At 55.5% G+C, this 16,221-nt stretch carries 18 protein-coding genes; 6 read left to right on the top strand and 12 right to left on the bottom strand.

Annotated elements, in window-relative coordinates; genetic code table 11:
- Window positions 1–85: 85 nt before the first annotated feature.
- The 3 genes from A4E19_06805 to A4E19_06795 all read right to left on the bottom strand — a co-directional run bounded on the left by A4E19_06805 (window position 86) and on the right by A4E19_06795 (window position 2,244).
- The gene (locus A4E19_06805) at window positions 86–748 is read right to left on the bottom strand and encodes a hypothetical protein (protein OQW33048.1); all 663 of its coding nucleotides are present in this window, start codon (window positions 746–748) and stop codon (window positions 86–88) included.
- Window positions 735–1,577: a hypothetical protein gene (locus A4E19_06800; GenBank protein OQW33047.1), complete on the bottom strand. Its 843-nt coding sequence runs from the start codon at window positions 1,575–1,577 to the stop codon at window positions 735–737. Before A4E19_06800 ends, A4E19_06805 begins: the two co-directional genes overlap by 14 nt.
- Before the next feature lie 64 nt (window positions 1,578–1,641).
- Complete coding sequence (locus tag A4E19_06795) at window positions 1,642–2,244, bottom strand: hypothetical protein (protein OQW33046.1); 603 nt, start codon at window positions 2,242–2,244, stop codon at window positions 1,642–1,644.
- 98 nt (window positions 2,245–2,342) lie between these two features.
- Here A4E19_06795 and A4E19_06790 point away from each other — a divergent pair, with 98 nt between their 5' ends.
- Window positions 2,343–2,648 carry a hypothetical protein gene (locus tag A4E19_06790; GenBank protein OQW33045.1) on the top strand — a complete coding sequence of 102 codons (306 nt, stop codon included), beginning with the start codon at window positions 2,343–2,345 and terminating at the stop codon, window positions 2,646–2,648.
- Window positions 2,649–2,664: 16 nt separating this feature from the next.
- Here A4E19_06790 and A4E19_06785 read toward each other — a convergent pair whose 3' ends face one another.
- The 4 genes from A4E19_06785 to A4E19_06770 form a co-directional block, all read right to left on the bottom strand.
- Window positions 2,665–3,189, bottom strand: coding sequence for a hypothetical protein (locus tag A4E19_06785; GenBank protein OQW33044.1), 525 nt, complete (start codon window positions 3,187–3,189; stop codon window positions 2,665–2,667).
- A 203-nt stretch (window positions 3,190–3,392) separates the two neighbouring features.
- The gene (locus tag A4E19_06780; GenBank protein ID OQW33199.1) at window positions 3,393–4,181 is read right to left on the bottom strand and encodes a succinate dehydrogenase; all 789 of its coding nucleotides are present in this window, start codon (window positions 4,179–4,181) and stop codon (window positions 3,393–3,395) included.
- 41 nt (window positions 4,182–4,222) lie between these two features.
- Window positions 4,223–6,133, bottom strand: coding sequence for a succinate dehydrogenase (gene sdhA / locus A4E19_06775; GenBank protein OQW33043.1), 1,911 nt, complete (start codon window positions 6,131–6,133; stop codon window positions 4,223–4,225).
- Window positions 6,133–6,813, bottom strand: a complete 681-nt coding sequence (locus A4E19_06770) for a hypothetical protein (GenBank protein ID OQW33042.1) — start codon at window positions 6,811–6,813, stop codon at window positions 6,133–6,135. Before A4E19_06770 ends, sdhA begins: the two co-directional genes overlap by 1 nt.
- A gap of 705 nt (window positions 6,814–7,518) precedes the next feature.
- On the opposite strand from A4E19_06770, the gene A4E19_06765 reads away from it, so the two are divergent.
- Window positions 7,519–8,340, top strand: coding sequence for a hypothetical protein (locus A4E19_06765; GenBank protein ID OQW33041.1), 822 nt, complete (start codon window positions 7,519–7,521; stop codon window positions 8,338–8,340).
- A gap of 213 nt (window positions 8,341–8,553) precedes the next feature.
- Here A4E19_06765 and A4E19_06760 read toward each other — a convergent pair whose 3' ends face one another.
- Window positions 8,554–9,069, bottom strand: coding sequence for a hypothetical protein (locus A4E19_06760; protein ID OQW33040.1), 516 nt, complete (start codon window positions 9,067–9,069; stop codon window positions 8,554–8,556).
- Between the two features lie 186 nt (window positions 9,070–9,255).
- Between A4E19_06760 and A4E19_06755 the strand changes: the two genes are divergently transcribed.
- The 3 genes from A4E19_06755 to A4E19_06745 are packed head-to-tail and all read left to right on the top strand — an operon-like array spanning window position 9,256 to window position 10,805.
- Window positions 9,256–10,080 (top strand): inositol monophosphatase, encoded by an 825-nt coding sequence (locus A4E19_06755; protein ID OQW33039.1) that lies wholly within the window; start codon window positions 9,256–9,258, stop codon window positions 10,078–10,080.
- A 60-nt stretch (window positions 10,081–10,140) separates the two neighbouring features.
- Window positions 10,141–10,419: a hypothetical protein gene (locus tag A4E19_06750; protein ID OQW33038.1), complete on the top strand. Its 279-nt coding sequence runs from the start codon at window positions 10,141–10,143 to the stop codon at window positions 10,417–10,419.
- A gap of 53 nt (window positions 10,420–10,472) precedes the next feature.
- Window positions 10,473–10,805, top strand: coding sequence for a 4-carboxymuconolactone decarboxylase (locus A4E19_06745; GenBank protein OQW33037.1), 333 nt, complete (start codon window positions 10,473–10,475; stop codon window positions 10,803–10,805).
- 15 nt (window positions 10,806–10,820) lie between these two features.
- Here A4E19_06745 and A4E19_06740 read toward each other — a convergent pair whose 3' ends face one another.
- The 3 genes from A4E19_06740 to A4E19_06730 form a co-directional block, all read right to left on the bottom strand.
- Window positions 10,821–12,671, bottom strand: a complete 1,851-nt coding sequence (locus A4E19_06740; GenBank protein OQW33036.1) for a radical SAM protein — start codon at window positions 12,669–12,671, stop codon at window positions 10,821–10,823.
- 160 nt (window positions 12,672–12,831) lie between these two features.
- Window positions 12,832–13,179, bottom strand: a complete 348-nt coding sequence (locus A4E19_06735) for a 4a-hydroxytetrahydrobiopterin dehydratase (protein OQW33035.1) — start codon at window positions 13,177–13,179, stop codon at window positions 12,832–12,834.
- A gap of 85 nt (window positions 13,180–13,264) precedes the next feature.
- Window positions 13,265–14,263, bottom strand: a complete 999-nt coding sequence (locus A4E19_06730; protein ID OQW33198.1) for a chromosome partitioning protein ParB — start codon at window positions 14,261–14,263, stop codon at window positions 13,265–13,267.
- A gap of 22 nt (window positions 14,264–14,285) precedes the next feature.
- On the opposite strand from A4E19_06730, the gene A4E19_06725 reads away from it, so the two are divergent.
- Window positions 14,286–14,975 carry a hypothetical protein gene (locus tag A4E19_06725; protein ID OQW33034.1) on the top strand — a complete coding sequence of 230 codons (690 nt, stop codon included), beginning with the start codon at window positions 14,286–14,288 and terminating at the stop codon, window positions 14,973–14,975.
- Between the two features lie 789 nt (window positions 14,976–15,764).
- On the opposite strand, the gene A4E19_06720 is transcribed toward A4E19_06725, so the two are convergent.
- A complete protein-coding gene (locus A4E19_06720) occupies window positions 15,765–16,217 on the bottom strand; it encodes a hypothetical protein (protein OQW33033.1) in 453 nt (150 codons plus the stop codon).
- Window positions 16,218–16,221: the final 4 nt, after the last annotated feature.

Raw genomic sequence — 16,221 nt, 5'->3', positions numbered from 1 at the left:
TGAGCCGAACGAGTCTCCCCAAGTCTCTTCTCTATCGGTCGTCCGCGGGGTTTTATTGAGGATTCAAGCGAAGGAAGCGCGGTCTTTATGGCTCCAGGACCAATTCATTCGATAATTCATCGGGATTGTCGCCTGAACGGCCAGGACACACCTCGGCCAGAAGAAGGCCGCATGTCTGGATGCTTTGGCATAGCCCACCGACGACATCGCCCGCCTTCAATCGGTCGGCGGCGGCGGCGACAACCGTTGCCCAACGCTCAATCGGAACTCTTTGGAACAGGGGCTGATCCGCCAACACGTATATCTGATGCTCCAACAGAGATACCATGATCAGCACGCCGGTACGTTCGCGAGTCTGAGAGACGGCATGCTGTGTGAAAGCCCGCTCAGCCCTCAGTCGTACTTTATGTCGCATCCGATCCGTCGGTGTGAGCCGACGGATGACCGGATCATAGGTGCCGAGCCATACTCCGGCACCATAGGCCAGGATCGTCGCCAGCACCAACCAGGCTGCATTGGACGCATGCCAGCCCCAAGGAAGCCAAAACATGTCCGTAGTCAACAAAATGGTGAGTACGGACAAGGCAAGAATGAGTCCGAACCGATGTTGCGCGTCGCGGTAGAGCCCGGACCGGCTGACGATCATCGGAACGATTTCCGCATTGGTGTGTTGTTCCGCGGCATGCACAGCCAACCTGATCCGCTCCCGTTCCTCGGCTGTGAGCCTCAGCCCTTCACCAGCTTCCACTGGCCCCTCCGCCGCCGAAATCGCCCCCACCACCACTGAACCCCCCTCCACCACCGAATGAGCCTCCACCCCATCCTCCGCCGCGGCTACTGTACCAAACCCAATCATCCATTCCGCCGTATCGACTTCTCCTCCCCCCGATACCCGAGGCCCCAATCGCCAGCAGGAGAAACAAGGTGATACCGCTCGCAATGAGTGCCGGGATCAACCAGGGCGCCAGTAATGTGGAGATCCCCGCACCGGCGACCGGCCCGATGAATCGATGGATGTTCATGAACAGGAGCCCGACCAGCAAGCCGACGATGACGGCCGCCATGATTTGCCCAATGACATCGCTCTCCTGCCGCGGAACCGGCTTCTCGGAGGTCTGATATGTCCCTTCGATGGTCTGTAATATCGCGTTAATGCCCTGAACCACCCCGCCGGAGATATCACCGCCACGAAACCGAGGGACCATCTCATTTCTGATGATCTGCGCGGAACGAATGTCGGTCAATACCCCCTCTAAGCCGTACCCGACTTCAATCCGGACCTTGCGTTCTCCGATCGCCACCAACAACAGGGCGCCGTTGTCCGTGCCCTTCTGACCGAGTTTCCAAGTCGTCGCGACGCGATGAGAAAACTCTTCGAGCGATTCACCGTCCAGCGAAGGGAGGATCAAGACGGCGACTTGATTGCTCCACTTGGCTTCATGGGCCGCCAGTTGGGTGGTCAGTGACTCAACCGTGGAGTTCGGCAACACATGGGCGTGATCGACGACCCGCCCGGTCAAGGAAGGAACATCGAGGGCAAAAGCAGATGGAACAAGGGAGAACGTTGCGGCTGCCATGTAGCAGCAGAACGCGAGGCGGCTCATGGCGAGAAATGTCACGCGACCCCTGCTCACCCCCGGCTCAAAATTTCACTTCAGGCGGCTTCGCCACGGCGTTCTCATCCGCGACGGTGAAGTTGGGACGCTCCTCCAGATGCAGCAGGAATTTCGCGGTGAGGTTGGTCGGGAAATATCGCACCATCTTGTTGTATTCCGCGACGCGATCAATGTACCGCTTGCGCGCCACGGTGATCCGGTTTTCAGTCCCCTCCAGCTGGCCTTGGAGATCTCTGAAATTTTGATCAGCCTTGAGGTTAGGATAATTCTCGGCAATGGCGATCAGTCTGCCCAACGCGGATGTCAGACCGGCTTGAGCTCTTTGGAACGCTTCGAATGCGGCCGGATCCTTGAGGGCCTCGGGCGTTATTTGTATGCTCGTCGCCTTGGCCCTGGCATTCACTACCCCCTCAAGGGTCTCTTTTTCATGAGCCGCGTATCCTTTGACCGTCGCGACCAGGTTCGGAATGAGATCGGCACGGCGCTGATATTGATTGATCACTTCGCTCCACGCCGCTTTGGTATCCTCGTCCAATCCCTGGAGGTCGTTGTACCCACAACCCGACACGGAACAGGCACTGACCACCGCGATGGTCATCACCGTTTTCACCCACCAAGTACGCCCCATTGTTCCCTCCTTCAGCAGTAGAGCAGGACGCAGTGTTTCGCGTTCACGATCATGCTACCATGGGCATAATCATTAAGATATCTCGGTCAAGAGGTCCTATGTCGCGGGAACAATCGATTCATCAACCCGATGGGTTTCAAGTACGGCACCGCACGCTGGGTATCTATCAAGGCAGTGCGATCGATCTCGCCTTCTGGCACCCGTCCTCAGGCATGCCCGAACACGGGCTCTGCCGGTTTTCGACCAGGGATAAGGCGCAAGCGTTGATCGATGCCCTCTGCTCTTCAGCTTGCACGGAACCGATGAGTCAAAGCGATCTGACCATTGAACCGTACGATGTCGCCGAACATGATCGCTTGATCACCGACTATCCGCTGCCGTCTGCATGGGAGACGCCACTGTAGGCCGGACGAGTGGAGACTAGCCGGTGACGGTCGGTTCGACGGCCTTGGAAAGGACGTTGGAGGTGGAACCAGAATGTGATTGGATGAAGGCCAGAAGGCGCTTGTTCTCTTGGGCCTTGCGGAGAAATTTGAACGCGATGCCGCGCGCACCCACCGTGCGCACCATCGCAGCCACTTCCACGGGAGTTTCATCCTCGGCGATGACGATCTCCAGGTAAAAAATATCATCAACCCGCACGTGGGTTTCGCTCTTGATGATGCATCCACCCAGGGAGAGGTCCAACACAGTCCCCTCACCCCTCACCTTCCCACCGGAAAACGACAGACACAGGCGAACGGGGATACGGAGATGTTCTCGACGCTCGATGGGGTGCGGGGATCCCGTCGTGCTCACACGACGGGCGAGAAAACGATGACAACAGTGCTGGCACTGGAATGGAGCCATCCAAATCAGCGCCGCGATCAGTTCGCGCGGAGTCTGCGGTTGCGTTTGCAGGGCAGCGTCCTTGTGACATCGCGGACAAGCCACTTGGCGACTCATTCGACGTGGATCTCCTCGTACCGCTTTCACCACCGGGCAATGATCGCACTATAAAGGCCTTTCACCCACAGTCAAGCTGATTGCCATCTGGCGCAAATCGGCCGCCGACAGCCTTTGCACCGTGGAATGGCCGGCCCCCCGAGGCAGGGCATCGTATGATGTGACGAATTGAAACGAGGAGCAATCGCGCCGTCGTCCTACCTCTAGGCGGATTCTGCATGAGGAGATTCCGGCTCTGTAAGAAGGCCGGATTCAACGACGCCGGAACGAAGATACTCGCGGTTCAAAGTGGCGATGAAACGGACGCTGATGCGTTTCGGGCAGACGGCTTCACACTCGTACTGATTCCCGCACGCGCCAAACCCTTCTCGATCCATGGCCTCCACCATGGCTCTCACCCGACGGGTACGCTCCGGCTTCCCTTGCGGCAAGATCGCCAGGTGGGACACCTTGGCCGCGACAAACAACATGGCGGAGGCATTCTTACAGGCAGCCACACAGGCCCCACAACCGATACACGATGCCGCATCCATCGCGGTTTCGGCTTGGTCTTTGCCGATCAACAGGACGTTGCCATCCACCGCTCCGCCGGTGTTGACAGAGATATACCCGCCCGCCTGCGTGACGCGATCCAACGCTCGACGATCCACGACCAAGTCTTTGATGATGGGAAAGGCTCGCGCACGCCACGGCTCGATCGTGATCACGGCTCCGTCGCGAAACCGACGCATGTACAACTGACAAGTGGTGATGCCGCGGTCTGGACCGTGCGGAATGCCATTGATGACCAGCGAGCAGCTTCCACAAATACCTTCACGGCAATCCTGCTCAAATGCCACCGGCTCTTCACCCTTGGCGATCAGCCTCTGATTCACGCTGTCCAGCATTTCCAGGAACGACATACCGGCGCTGATGTCGTGCGCGTCATACGTCACGAACCGCCCGATGTCGGCCGGACCGTTCTGCCGCCAAATGTTCAACGTGAATCTCATGGTGCGTGTCTTACTCTCCCTTTCGTCTTCCACTTGTCCGATCACTGATAACTTCTCTTGGTCGGCGGTACGAATTCAAACGCCAACGGCTCCTTGTGCAGGATGGGGACCGTGCCATCCCGGTACTCCCATGCGGCCACGTGCGCGAAACGGCTGTCGTCACGCTGCGGTTCCCCCTCGTCCGTCTGATGCTCTTCCCGGAAATGTGCCCCGCACGACTCCTCTCGATGTAACGCGTCGTGGCAGAGCAGTTCGGCGAATTCGAGATAGTCTGCAACTCGTCCCGCATACTCCAACTCTTGATTGAACCCTTCTCCTACCCCCGGCACCATCACGTCACGCCAAAACTCCTCCCGTAGAACCGGGATCGATTTCAATGCCAGCTTGAGTCCGTCCTCATTGCGCGACATGCCGCAGTGGTTCCATAAGAGTGTCCCAACCTCCCGATGAAATGAGGCAGCCGTTCGCCGTCCCCCGACATTCAATAGGCGATTGATCCGATCCGTCACACGCTGAAGCGCCGCCCGAGATTCTCGATGATCTTCGCCAACAGGAGGCAGCTTCACCGTCGCCAAGTAGTGTCCGATCGTATACGGCAAGATGAAATAGCCATCGGCCAACCCTTGCATGAGAGAGCTGGCTCCGAGCCGGTTGGCGCCGTGATCCGCGAAATTCGCCTCGCCGATCACGAAGAGCCCCGGGATGGTGCTCATGAGATTGTAATCCACCCAGAGCCCTCCCATCGTATAGTGCGGTGCCGGATAAATTCGCATGGGAGTGTGGTAGGCATCTTCCCCCGTAATCCGCTGATACATGTCGAAGAGATTGCCGTAGCGCTCGCGGACCACATCAAGCCCCTGCTGGCCGATCACGTCGGCGAAATCCAGATACACGCCATGACCACCCGGACCGACACCACGGCCCTCATCACACACGGCCTTGACAGCACGGGCTGCGATATCTCGCGGCGCCAGGTTGCCGAAACGCGGGTATCGACGCTCCAGAAAGTAATCGCGCTCCGCCGGAGGAATATTACCCGGGCAGCGTTGATCCTCAGGCATCTTCGGTACCCACAGTCGTCCGTCATTGCGAAGCGATTCCGACATGAGGGTTAGCTTAGTCTGATAGGCATCTCCCGGTGGAATCGCCGTGGGGTGGATCTGCGTAAAGCATGGGTTCGCGAATGCGGCCCCCCGCTTCCACGCTCGGTAGGTAGCGGTCACGTTGCTGCCGCTTGCGTTGGTCGACAGATAGTACACATTGCTATAGCCGCCGGTCGCAAGCACCACGGCATGGGCCGTGTGGATGCTCACACGTCCGGTGACGAGGTCGCGCACCACGATTCCTCGAGCCTGCCCGTCGACCACGACAAGATCGAGCATCTCGGTGCGTGGACGCATCGTGACCTGTCCCCGCTCAATCTGCCAGCAGAGCGCCGAATAGGCACCCAAGAGAAGTTGCTGGCCGGTCTGTCCCCGGCAGTAGAACGTCCGCGAGACTTGAACGCCCCCGAACGATCGATTGGCTAACTGCCCGCCGTATTCCCTGGCAAACGGAATACCCAGCGCCACGCATTGATCGATGATTTGTGTACTGACTTGGGCGAGTCGATACACGTTGGCTTCGCGGGAGCGGAAATCTCCGCCTTTGATCGTGTCATGGAACAGTCGGCCCACACTGTCTCCGTCGTCTTGGTAATTCTTGGCCGCATTGATTCCTCCCTGCGCTGCAATGCTGTGCGCTCGGCGAGGACTGTCCTGAAAACAAAAGCACTCCACCTGATAGCCCAACTGCCCCAACGTCGATGCTGCGCTGGCTCCCGCAAGGCCGGTGCCGACGACAATAATTGTGATTCTTCGCTTATTATTCGGACTTACCAATTGCTCGCTGAACCGGCGTCGATCCCACTTGGTCTCCAGGGGGCCGGGAGGGATTTTAGGATCAAGTCTCATTATCCGCGTACGACCCCCACGAAGATGGCAAGGATGATAGTGACATTACCAAGGACGACCAGTATCGCAACAGCGGGGCCAGCGGCTCTAAAGAGTCGGTTCAATGCGGCATGCTCAAGCCCCAACGTCTGTAAACTGCTGGTGACGGCATGGTTCAGATGCATGCCCAGCCCCAGCTGGCCAGCCAAATAGAGCGCCACGATGAACGGATTCTGAAAAGCCTGGACGACTCTCCCATAGACATCACGATGCCCTTCGGCATCGAGCCGATCGGCCGAAGAGGGATCGATGACGCCGGCTGTTAAATGCAACAAGTGAAATACGATGAAAAGCAGGAGCACAAGGCCGGAGGCGACCATGGTGCGGGACGCAAACGAAGCCTGACGGTACTCATGTACCGCATAGGCAACCTTGCGAGCCCGGCGATTTCGCAAGGTCAACTGAATCGCCAGGGCGATGTGGAGCACGGCAACGCTCAACAACCCAATCCGGGCAGTCCAAAGAAGGATCGGCATATCGCGTAGAAACGCCGCATAGCTATTGAGTGCATAGGCCCCTTCAAACACTTGCAGGTTCCCCAACATGTGAAAAATGGCATAGACGACGAGTCCCAACCCGCTCAGGGCCATGACGATTTTACTGCCAACTGACGATTGGAAATAGTTGGACGGGCGTGTCATCCGCGATTATTATACACTGCTCGATTCATGAAGAATCACGATAATGTGGGAAAGTACCTTGCTATGGACAACGAAACGGCAATGTGTGAATGTGTGATGGTTCGCGCTTGTCGATTGTGATGCACAATAAGGACGTCTTCGGGCAACAGGCTAACGCAACATTATTCGACTAACTTGAAGCTTCAGTTCTTCAACCAGCTCGTCTCCGTGAAATGTTTCACGATATAGTGCCCTGCCGAATGGTGACTTCTACTTCAATAGAAATTTTACTTACATGGACTACACGATGCCTTGGAGTTATGGGACAGGACCTATCGCTTCCATCCGTTTGATGTTGAAGGGAGACCGTTTTCACGCATACCAATTTGGCGCTTTGAGAACAGCGGCACATTCCACTTATCGAATCTCCATGTTCTTGTCGCACCCTTTTTCTGGAAATACACAGTTGTGCTTTTTAAGATACAGTTGCGTTTTTCGTTGTTGTCTATATATTGATTTAATATCAATGTATTACAATAAATTTATATAGGCACACGAATTGCTTAGGTTCATAACGGATGTCTGTGTTTAGGCATTTGTCTGTATAAGGGAGGATTTGTGCGTAATCAACAAACCTTGGCATCGGCAGTAACCTGTTCTGGTGTGGGACTCCATTCCGGCCAGTCGGCATCGATTACATTGCGGCCTGCTCCCCCAAACACCGGTGTGGTTTTTGTCAATCGTAAAACGGACGTTGATACGTATCTTTCCGCCTCCATTGAACATCGTGTTCCCACCGAACTGTGCACGGCCATCAGCGGCAATGGCTTCCAGGTGCAGACTATTGAGCATCTACTATCGGCACTGGCCGGCCTTCATGTCGATAATGTGTTCGTCGATGTGTCGGCAAGCGAAGTTCCCGTCATGGATGGAAGCGCCGCACCATTTGTCCGATTGATTCAATCTGCCGGCGTGGTCCCTCAAGACAGGAAGCAGCCTTTTCTAAAGATCACGGCACCGATCGAAGTGTCCGAAGGATCCAGACGTGTGCGAATTGAACCGTCATCTACTCCTCGGATTACGTATTCCATCCACTATGAGCATCCCCTGATCAAGACACAGACATATGCCTATGATTGTTCCGTCAACACATTCGAGCAGGAGATTGCCGAAGCCAGAACGTTCGGGTTTCTGTATGAAGTGCAGGCATTGTGGGCTCGTGGGCTCGGCAAAGGCGGGACTCTGGACAACACGGTTGTGCTGTCGGATGACGGGGTCGTCAATGAAACCGGCCTCAGGTTTGACGATGAGTTTGTCCGCCACAAAATCCTTGATTTGATTGGCGACTTTTCTCTCTTAGGGATGCCCTTCATCGGTCATATTATGGCAGACCGATCCGGACATGCTCTCCATACTCGGTTAGTCCAGCAGATCCTCACACAACCGGAAAAGTGGGTGCTTCTAAACCTGGAGCCTTCGGGAGAAGGGAAGCGATCAGCTCCGCACTCGCTTCACCTTCAGCCTGCCGTTGCACTTCAGGCCTCTTAATCTGCAAGGTTTTTTGGTATCCAGCTGATTACCGTTCTTTCTGGCGGGATTATTCATTCCAGCGTACCCGGTATGGTACGCCGAGAGTAAGTGGCCTTACTCCCGGCGTATCAACTTACGGCGGAGATTACTTCTTCTTCTTCTTCGCTGCCTTCTTTGTTGCCAAGAGTCTCACCCCCCTTCGCAGTATCAAATTAGACGCTTTACCATGAACTACACAGCTTGAATCAGCACGTCATCAAGGGCTTCGAATGTATTAGGACCGACCTTTCTGAACCGTTTGTCGCGCTTGAGCGACGTCGCGATCGACGTAAGCGGTGTTTTCCCTTTAATCTGCAACCCGCCTTCGATTAAGCGCTGAACGAGCTCTTTGGCATGCATAGCCCGATTGGATTCTCGGAGGATTTCGTACGCCGCCTGCGGGACACTTTTCCCAACATATTTACTTCGTCCAAGTAGAATTTCTCGGGACTGATCGGTGACATCCATAACCGGGACAGGGCGAATACCCTTGGAATCGTCGGTAGTGATGATTTGGTTGGAGAGACTGGCAAGCTTGGCTTTATCGGCTTCGACACGATAGAGAGTTTCAGCGAGCTCAAGGTATTTCTTGATGGTAGCGATTTCGTCATCGAGTCGGCGACGCTTCTTCTCGAGTTCCTGGAACCGACTTTTATACGCGTTGATCCGTTGCTCAAGACCAACGAGAATGTCTGTTAATTCCTCCACAATTTCCTCTCACAAAGCATGCTTGCTTTATAGCATTGCTTGTAAAATCTGTCAATGTATATTATTTGAATCATATATTAGGTTACGAGTATGTTCATATGCGGGCAAGTAATCCTTTTCTAGACTATGTTGCTAAGCCTTGTACTATTACAAGCTTCGTGAATTTCCCAAATATGCCCAGCCGTCATGCTACAATCGAACGTGTCAATTTCCCATGAACCAATCTCGTCTGAGATCCTTCTTGAAGCAGCAGTCGCCGCCAGCCGAGCAGCCGGGACTCTACTGCTGCAATATGCCGAAGCCGGCTTCGACATTGAGTATAAGAATCCGATCAATTTGGTTACGGATGCCGACCGCGCTGCCGAACAATGTGTCATCGACCACCTCAAAGCTCATTTTCCCATCCATCGGTTCTTGGCTGAGGAACAAGGTCGCCTGGAAGAGTCGCCATCGCCTTATTTGTGGATCATCGACCCGCTGGATGGAACAACCAATTTTGCGCATGGCTATCCAACCTACTGCGTTTCCATCGGTCTCGAGCATGAAGGACGCTGTGTGCTTGGCGTAATCTTCGACCCGTCACGAAATGAACTGTTCACGGCCAGTGAACATGGCGGCGCTCTGTTGAACGGTCGCCCCATCCATGTGTCCGATACGATGACCCTGGACAACAGCCTGTTGGTAACAGGCTTTGCCTATGACATCAGAGAAACATCGCGAAACAACCTTGATCACTTTGTGAAATTTGCCCTCAAGGCCCAGGGGCTCAGAAGAACCGGGTCCGCCGCGTTAGACCTCTGCTACGTGGCGGCAGGGCGCTTCGATGGGTTCTGGGAAGTCCGGCTCAACCCATGGGATATGGCGGCCGGGTCGGTGATCGTGCGAGAGGCGGGCGGGAGGTTGACCGATTTCAGCGGGAAAGGTTTGTCGATTTATGGGCAGGAACTCGTCGCCAGCAATGGACGAATCCACGAAGCGATGCTTGCAGTCCTCCACCAAGAGACCTCTTGATATACTCAATGCCCCCGCATACAGTATCGGTAGAAAAGGAACGTACGCTGAGAGCGACGTATGGCACGGGCGATCCCTCCTGAACAACCGAACAAGTTGCCGTCCACCGACGATCCTGCCGATCAGACATGGGATGTGGAACTGCTGCGCGTACTGGTCACCCGAAAGGGAACACACGTCGAAGCCCAATGGGCCATCCATCCGCAGTTAAAGCAGGACCTCCTCCCCAATGAATGGCAAGAAGTGAGGAGTCTCATGGCGAAGGCCACCGACATCGTAGGCGATCGCTTTTCCAAAGCTCTGTCCGAATCCGATCCCATGCCCCCGGGCAATGCCTGATCGTTCCACCATCTCATCTTTGACTTCGCGCCCGATTAATCGAGGAGGTTTGTATGGACTCGTATTACCATTCGCATGATCTCGAAAAGTTTTCTGACATGGGGAAAGGCAACAAGGGCCTATGGGAGAAATTCATGGCTTACTACGAGGCAGTGTTTGCGGAAGGCTTACTGACCGAGCGGGAGAAGGCCCTCATCGCCCTCGCCGTCGCCCATACCGTGCAATGCCCTTACTGCATCGACGCCTACACACAAGCGTCGCTAGAGAAAGGATCGAACATCGAGGAGATGACCGAGGCGGTCCACGTCGCCTGCGCCATTCGGGGCGGCGCATCGCTGGTACATGGCGTGCAGATGCGAAACGTGGCCGAGAAGTTGTCGATGTAAAAAGGACTGGATGAATCAGAGGAACGGATTCTCTGGGATAGCCAGCGTGAAGTACTTGCCGCGTTCTTCGTAGAGGATTCGTGTTGTGGTAAGTTCGTTCAAGACGACTTTAAGTTGCTCATCGCCTGATTCAACTCGGTCTGCTACCGCTGTTCGAATTTGCTCCGCGCTCTTCGCCGACTCATTACAGATCTCGATCACCAACGCGGCTAATCCTTCATATCGTCGACGAGTTGGCGCCTTCGGATTGCGGCCGTCGTAAACGGTCACATAGGTTGGAGCTTTGGAGTAATACAGAAATGGCCGATCGCCGGACTTATGCATTCGCTGCCAGCTTTCGATCGCAGCGACCAGTTCTTGATACAGGTGTGGATCCACCGGCCAATTATCGAGTTCGTACTCGAAATCGTAAGCGATCTTGTTCAAGTCCAGCTGCCGCGCGTCGTAGACATACTCGTAGGCCATCCCTGGCCCGGTGATACGAACCCCATACTCATGCGGCCTGGTGAAGTAGGGACTGAAGCGCTGCAGCCAAAATTTTCCTGTTGCCTCCGGGGGCTGTAAGTGAAGCAGTGACGGAATCAGGTCGAGCTGGCGTTGGTAATCCTCGTTGGTCTCTCCCGGAAAGCCCAGCAAGATATTCCACAGCACCGTGACATGGTAATAGACGCTCCACTTGAGGCAGACAATGTTCTGCATCGGCGTGGCGCCCTTGTCCATCGCGCGCAGCTGATTCGAGCTGAGGCTTTCCAGCCCAGGCTGCATGCATTTCACGCCACCGGCGGCCAAGGTCTTGATTTGACGCTTCTGCAGATTGCTCTTTATTTCAATGAATACATCCAGATCGCAATGGTCCGAGGCAAGTTTGCCGAAGAGGTCGTCGATATAGCCCATATCGATGATGTTATCGACCAATCGAAATCGGACGGCATCGTAGCGCTGGGAGAGGTCGGCGATCTCTCTCAAGATCTGCTCAGGTGCCTTTGCCCGGAACTTCATGCTCTGCGCATTGAGACCACAGAATGTACAGTGATGTTTCTCTCCCCACCAACAGCCGCGTGAACCTTCATACAAGAGAATGCGATCCAGCCCTTGGGCCGTCTGTCCGAGCTCCGCAAGCAGCTGGTAGTAGTCGTCATAATTCGGCGGGCCGGTCTTTGCAAAGTCGGAAAAGAGCGCCGTATTCGGTGTGAACCGGATCTGGCCGTCTTGTCGGTATGCTACGCCGTGAGAAGCGCGCTCTGTGTTGCCTTCCAGAATCTGGCGGACTAACGGGAGAAAGGTTTGTTCGCCTTCCCCGATCACAACGTAATCGATAGAGGGAAAGGCCCTCAGATGTTCCAGCCCCATTTCGCCGTCGAAATTCGCGCCGCCGAAGACGATGGTCACGTCCGGATACAAGTCCTTGATCAGCTTGGCCATCGTGAGACTCGCGACGTTTTGATCGAACGTCGAGGTAAACCCGACGAGCTTGTACTGTCCCCAATTGATGGCCGTGAGGGCCCAGGTGAGGAATTGCGGCGCGATCCGAGTCGCCATCTCTTCGAAGTAGCCGACCGGCTTCCCGCTCTCTTGAGCCACCTGTTCAAAGACCGGCTTGAAGACCCGTGGATACTCAGGACGTTTAGGGTTGTCTCGAAATAAAAGAAAGGAGAACAACCACTCGCCGAAGAGCGCCCGCTTCTCGCAAATGCTCTCGTGTAATTCGACGCCGATCAAGTGGGCGAATTGAACATTCAGATGGTGACAATCGACGGGAATTCCGTGGGACTTCAGAAGCGCGGAGAGCGTGCCGAGTTGAATGGAGGGATACTTGGCGTAGCTGAAGGGCATATTGACGAGCGCGATTTGTGTTCCTTCGCTCATCCTGCCTCGTAACTTTGCCTCTTACAGCTCCCGTTAAAAGCCATGTGCCCCCGAGCCCCTTCGGTGGACTCAGAACAGGCCTGCCCTAGGGCACGCACCTTCAAGGAAACCCGTGCATGGTGCGACAGACTCACCACGAACGACATTCTGTTACACAACGCTAGGCGCCGGCCTTGAATGGCTCAAACTCCCGATCCGCCTTGGCAGCAAGATAAAAGTCGCTCTCGGTCAAGCCGTTGATTTTGTGCGTCCAAATTTCGATCTTGCACTTGCCCCAGGCCAGATACAAATCAGGATGATGCCCCTCCGCTTCGGCAACCGCACCCACCTTATTTACAAACTCCAGCGCTTTGGCGAAATCCGGGAAAGTAAACAGCCGTTCGAGATGCCCTTGCCCGTTCAACGACCACCCGCGGCCCAGTTCCCTGAGCAACGCCTGGGCACGATCACTCGGCACCGGCGGCACGCCGCCGCGACAGGGAATGCATTTGTTGTCTGCAAGACCCATGACATCCTCCTAGCAAGCTGAATCAAAGATCATTGTAAAGTGGCGTTCGGTTGAGAAACAAGCTGAAGGATCGGAAGACGAGGGATTACTCAACCTCGTCCGGCGCACCGCCTGATTTGGCCAGGTCATCCATTTTGATCTTGTCCGGATTGAATTTCTGCGCGGCCTGCATCATCCGATCGAGCGCGTCATCGAACGACAATGCCGGTGCATCCTTGGGCCTGAAACGAATGGGATTCACTCGGGCGACGACGAAGCTCTTGAGATAGGGACTGGTTAACCCTTTTGCCTTGAGAGCCTCGACTTGTTTGACGATGAGATCGTCCAATTCCAGGACGGTTTTTGCGCGTTGCTGACGAACAGGAAGGGCAGCCTGCAGTGGCTTCTGTAAAAACTCGTCGACTCGTTTCATGACTGGGTGGTACGCCCCACCGCTGAACCGAGGCCGCTCTTCATAACAGAGCCCCAGCGTGATCAATGCCGGCTCTTCAAATTCGAGGGCATAGATGTCTTCGTCGACATCGCCGACCTGTGCCAATTCCCTATACATGCGGATCACCTCCAATGCCTTCTCACGGAGGTTATGGGCCTTCTCCGTATTCAGTGCAAGAATCTGATAAGCGGCCGCCGCTTCTGGAACCACGATTGCCATGATGCCCTTCGCCCCCTGTGTCCGCATGGCGGACAGGCGATGGTTGCCGTTCGGTGTCCAATACTTCGCCGCATGGTCCGACTTTGCGATTCGTACGGCAACGATGGGATCCAGAAACCTGCCGATTTTCGCGATGACCGCTTCCAACTTCCTGACATGCGTATCGGAAAGATTTCGTTGATAGGGCGTCGGCTCGACCAGATCGATCGGCAACGCCGCAAAGACCAACCAATGTCCGCCGTAAGGTTCGCGATAGATGGAGAGGACCTTTCCTCCATCCCGTTCGATTGCCTGGTGCAACTCGGCCACGGCGCCAGGCGGCGCAGCCGCTTGGAGTTCCCCGGCTTCCAAGCCGGTTGAAGCGCCGGTTGCTTTTCGGCGTCGCCGCGCTCCCTTAGCCGGTGGGACTCTTTTCGATTTCTTTTCAGCCATGGCGATATGGTAGGACAGAGCCATGCGAAATGAAAGTCCTCCCCGCAGAGTCCTTCGTATCGGCCATCGCGGGGCCTGTGGATATGCCCCTGAAAATACCTTGAACTCTATTGAGCAAGCGATCGTACTCCGATGCGCCTTGACCGAAGTGGACATTCAGCGAACGTCCGACGATGAGCTGATCCTCTTGCATGATGAGCGGGTAGACCGCACGACGAACGGCCGCGGGTGTGTGTCTGCGCTGACCCTGTCAGACATTCGAATGCTGGATGCCGGTAGTGGCCAGAACCCACCGACTTTAGACGATGCACTGAAAATCGCGAACGGTCGGATCGGCCTGATTCTGGAGCTGAAGACAGGGGGATTGGCCTACGATGTCTGCGCGACTGTCCGTGCCAGCGGCTTCAATGGACCGGTGATCTATGCCTCATTCTTGCTTGAAGAACTACAACATGTTCATCAGGCCAATCCGAACGCGCAGACCATGATCCTTTTTACGCGGCTGCCTGCCACTCCAGGAGAGGTGGCCACCGGGCTTCACGCCACCCATGTCGGCCTGCGGCTTGATACTGTGACCAAACCTCTTGTGACTGCCCTACATAACCAAGGTCTGCTCGTGTTCGCTTACACCGCCAATCAACCGGTTGAAGTCATCAAGATGAAGGCGCTCGGTGTGGACGGGATTATCTCGGACTTTCCAGACCTCGTCTGAAAGACCCTGTTTTTGTTCGGGAGCACCCCATTCCGGTGAGGCCGCCGCGAAGTCCGCAGCGTGGAGAATAATGAGGCGCACAGCACGATAAAGAAAGCGGACCACATTTGTGTGCGCCGGCTGGTCGGTGAGCCGACAGTGTCCTCAATCCTCGCACCTATGGACGGGTGCGAGTCGGTAAGCGCCCAGTGTCTTCACGGTCTAGGTACAATCCTTCTTGTCTGCCACCTTGTCTACCCGCCTGCAGCAACTCTGTCCCGGCTCCGTACATCGAGACGCCGAGCAGTACGAGCACACAGGCCATTGAAATTGTTCATCATCCAATAAAACAGCGCGGGCGACCCTGCACTACGGTGGGAGGTCGCCCGCGATTTGGCGCTTAGGACGCCGGATTTCATGTCTTGGATTCTGTTGTCGCGGCCCTCAAGACCCACACGATACTGATGATCAAGGTTTCCAGTCGGGGGAGACCTCGTCAATCCAGGATACTGGTGTTCCTCCTGCTACCGTTCATTCTCCGCTTTCAAGATGGCTTTCACCCTCTGACGAGGGTTCTCCGTACCGATCCGGCACAGCCAGCGAAGAACTGGTTAGCATGGCCGACGAGAAACTCTCTCCCGCATCGGTGGGCCTGATGGGCCAGGTGGCGTCGTGTCGTCCATATCCACCCTCCTCTCGTGATGAAGTCATCGAGAGACCTGGATGGCAGCCGCGCGGTCTACCCGATCTCTCGAACTTCGATTGATAGATGGGCCGCAATGTCCTCCCTACGCCTTTTGGGAAACCTTGTCAAGTATCAACCACCCCGCTTTTCTGGGCACCGAAACGTAAGGCATAGCAGATGCCGACCAGCATCAGGTCTTCAAGAGGAGAATACCATCTCAATGGTTGCGGGAAGAACACGCCGTAACACCCACAGTTCGGAAGGTCGAGGCCGCGAAACAGCGTTACAATGAGCCCCACGGCATAGAGGCCGTTCAGGATCATCGCGAGGAACGCGCCCATCGATAGTTTCCAACCGGAAAGGATCCATGCCGCCAGTATCCACTCAAGCCCGACGATCATGAGCGCCACCGGCCAGAGGGACCAAGGAGGGAAGAGCCGGTAGGTCACCAACACGTCGACGAATCCGTTGAGATCCAGCGATTTCCCCAAAGCAGAGGCCAACAGCACTCCCCCGATGAGCAGGCGACAGCACCATGTCACAACGGTCCAAAACATGGACACCCCATCCGAAATCAAACAA

This window comes from Nitrospira sp. SG-bin1 (assembly GCA_002083365.1).
GTDB lineage: Bacteria > Nitrospirota > Nitrospiria > Nitrospirales > Nitrospiraceae > Nitrospira_D.
Note: the sequence above shows the minus strand (reverse complement) of the source record. Positions and strands in the feature narration are given on the sequence as shown.

Bases quoted from the DNA above. Each gene is read 5' to 3' on its own strand.
- A4E19_06800 (OQW33047.1), bottom strand. From the start codon at position 1,577: ATGGCAGCCGCAACGTTCTCCCTTGTTCCATCTGCTTTTGCCCTCGAT.
- A4E19_06795 (OQW33046.1), bottom strand. From the start codon at position 2,244: ATGGGGCGTACTTGGTGGGTGAAAACGGTGATGACCATCGCGGTGGTC.
- A4E19_06790 (OQW33045.1), top strand. From the start codon at position 2,343: ATGTCGCGGGAACAATCGATTCATCAACCCGATGGGTTTCAAGTACGG.
- A4E19_06785 (OQW33044.1), bottom strand. From the start codon at position 3,189: ATGAGTCGCCAAGTGGCTTGTCCGCGATGTCACAAGGACGCTGCCCTG.
- A4E19_06780 (OQW33199.1), bottom strand. From the start codon at position 4,181: ATGAGATTCACGTTGAACATTTGGCGGCAGAACGGTCCGGCCGACATC.
- sdhA (OQW33043.1), bottom strand. From the start codon at position 6,133: ATGAGACTTGATCCTAAAATCCCTCCCGGCCCCCTGGAGACCAAGTGG.
- A4E19_06770 (OQW33042.1), bottom strand. From the start codon at position 6,813: ATGACACGCCCGTCCAACTATTTCCAATCGTCAGTTGGCAGTAAAATC.
- A4E19_06755 (OQW33039.1), top strand. From the start codon at position 9,256: ATGCTACAATCGAACGTGTCAATTTCCCATGAACCAATCTCGTCTGAG.
- A4E19_06750 (OQW33038.1), top strand. From the start codon at position 10,141: ATGGCACGGGCGATCCCTCCTGAACAACCGAACAAGTTGCCGTCCACC.
- A4E19_06745 (OQW33037.1), top strand. From the start codon at position 10,473: ATGGACTCGTATTACCATTCGCATGATCTCGAAAAGTTTTCTGACATG.
- A4E19_06740 (OQW33036.1), bottom strand. From the start codon at position 12,671: ATGAGCGAAGGAACACAAATCGCGCTCGTCAATATGCCCTTCAGCTAC.
- A4E19_06735 (OQW33035.1), bottom strand. From the start codon at position 13,179: ATGGGTCTTGCAGACAACAAATGCATTCCCTGTCGCGGCGGCGTGCCG.
- A4E19_06730 (OQW33198.1), bottom strand. From the start codon at position 14,263: ATGGCTGAAAAGAAATCGAAAAGAGTCCCACCGGCTAAGGGAGCGCGG.
- A4E19_06725 (OQW33034.1), top strand. From the start codon at position 14,286: ATGCGAAATGAAAGTCCTCCCCGCAGAGTCCTTCGTATCGGCCATCGC.